At 70.8% G+C, this 1,404-nt stretch carries 1 protein-coding gene; it reads left to right on the top strand.

The genetic code is table 11. The features are described from left to right. A partial coding sequence (locus ABZO33_RS26800; RefSeq protein WP_414538501.1) for a condensation domain-containing protein occupies positions 1–1,404 on the top strand: 1,404 nt, incomplete at both ends.

The raw sequence follows: 1,404 nt of genomic DNA, 5'->3' as shown, positions 1-1,404 counted from the left end.
CCCGCCGAGGCCCTGCGCGAGGCGCTGCTGGGGCAACTGCCCGAGTACATGGTGCCGGCGCTGTTCATGGCGCTCGACGCCTTGCCGCTGACCCCCAACGGCAAGCTGGACCGCAAGGCGCTGCCGCAGCCGGACCTGCCGGCGCGCCAGTACGAGGCGCCCGAAGGCGACACCGAACAGCTGCTGGCACGCATCTGGAGCGAGCTGCTGGGCGTGGAGCAAGTAGGGCGGCACGACAACTTCTTCGAACTGGGCGGCCACTCGCTGCTGGCCGTGACCTTGACCGCGCGCCTGCGCCAGGCGGGCCTGGCGGCGGATGTGCGGGTGCTGTTCGGCCAGCCGACCCTGGCGGCGCTGGCGGCGGCGGTGGGGGGCGAGGCGACGCTGGAGGTACCGGCCAACCGGATCCCGGCGGGCTGCACGCGCATCACCACCGACATGCTGCCGCTGGCGCGCCTGGAGCAGGCCGCGCTCGACAGCCTGGTGCAGAGGATTCCCGGCGGCGCGGCCAATATCCAGGACCTGTACGCCCTGGCGCCGTTGCAGCAGGGCATTCTCTATCACCACCTGGCCAGCGCCGAGGTCGATCCTTATGTGCTGCAACTGGGCTTCGCCTTCGCCGGCCAGGCCGAGCTGGAGGCATTCGTCGCGGCGCTGAACCAGGTTATCGCCCGCCATGACATCCTGCGCACCAGCGTGCACTGGCAGGGGCTCGACGAAGCGGTGCAGGTGGTCTGGCGTGAAGCGCGCCTGGATATCCAGCCGGCACTGGACAACGTGCGCCTGGACCTGGGCCGCGCTCCGCTGATGCACCTGAGCAGCCATGTGGAACAGGGGCGCCTGCAGGCGACCCTGCTGCTGCACCATATCCTCCTCGACCACGCCGCCATGGAGTTGTTGGTGGCCGAGGTCGGTGATGCGCTGCTGGGGCGCCCGCCCGAGGGCGACAGCGTGCCGTACCGCAACTATGTGGCCCAGGCACGCCTGCGCGCCAATCCACAGGCCGACGAGGCGCTGTTCCGCGATCTGCTCGGGGATATCAATGAGCCGACCGAAGTGTTCGGGCTGCGCGAGGCGGTGGGCGACGGCAGCCACGTGCTCGACCATCGCACACGCCTGGACGAGCCGTTGGCCCTGCGCCTGCGTCAGCAGGCCCGGTCGCTGGGGATCAGCGTCGCCAGCCTGGTGCACCAGGCCTGGGGCCAGGTGCTGGCACAGCTGTCCGGCCGCGAGGAGGTGGTGTTCGGCACCGTGCTGCTCGGTCGCCTGCAGGGCGGCGAAGGCGCCGAGCGGGCGCTGGGCATGTTCATCAACACCCTGCCGCTGCGGGTCAGCGTGGGAGCGATGGACGTAGTCGACGGCGTGCGCCTGACTCACCAACGCCTGGCGCGCCTGCTGGCCCAC

This window comes from Pseudomonas sp. CAM1A (assembly GCF_047501685.1).
Taxonomy (GTDB): Bacteria; Pseudomonadota; Gammaproteobacteria; order Pseudomonadales; family Pseudomonadaceae; genus Aquipseudomonas.
This window is presented reverse-complemented; position numbering and strand designations above follow the sequence as displayed.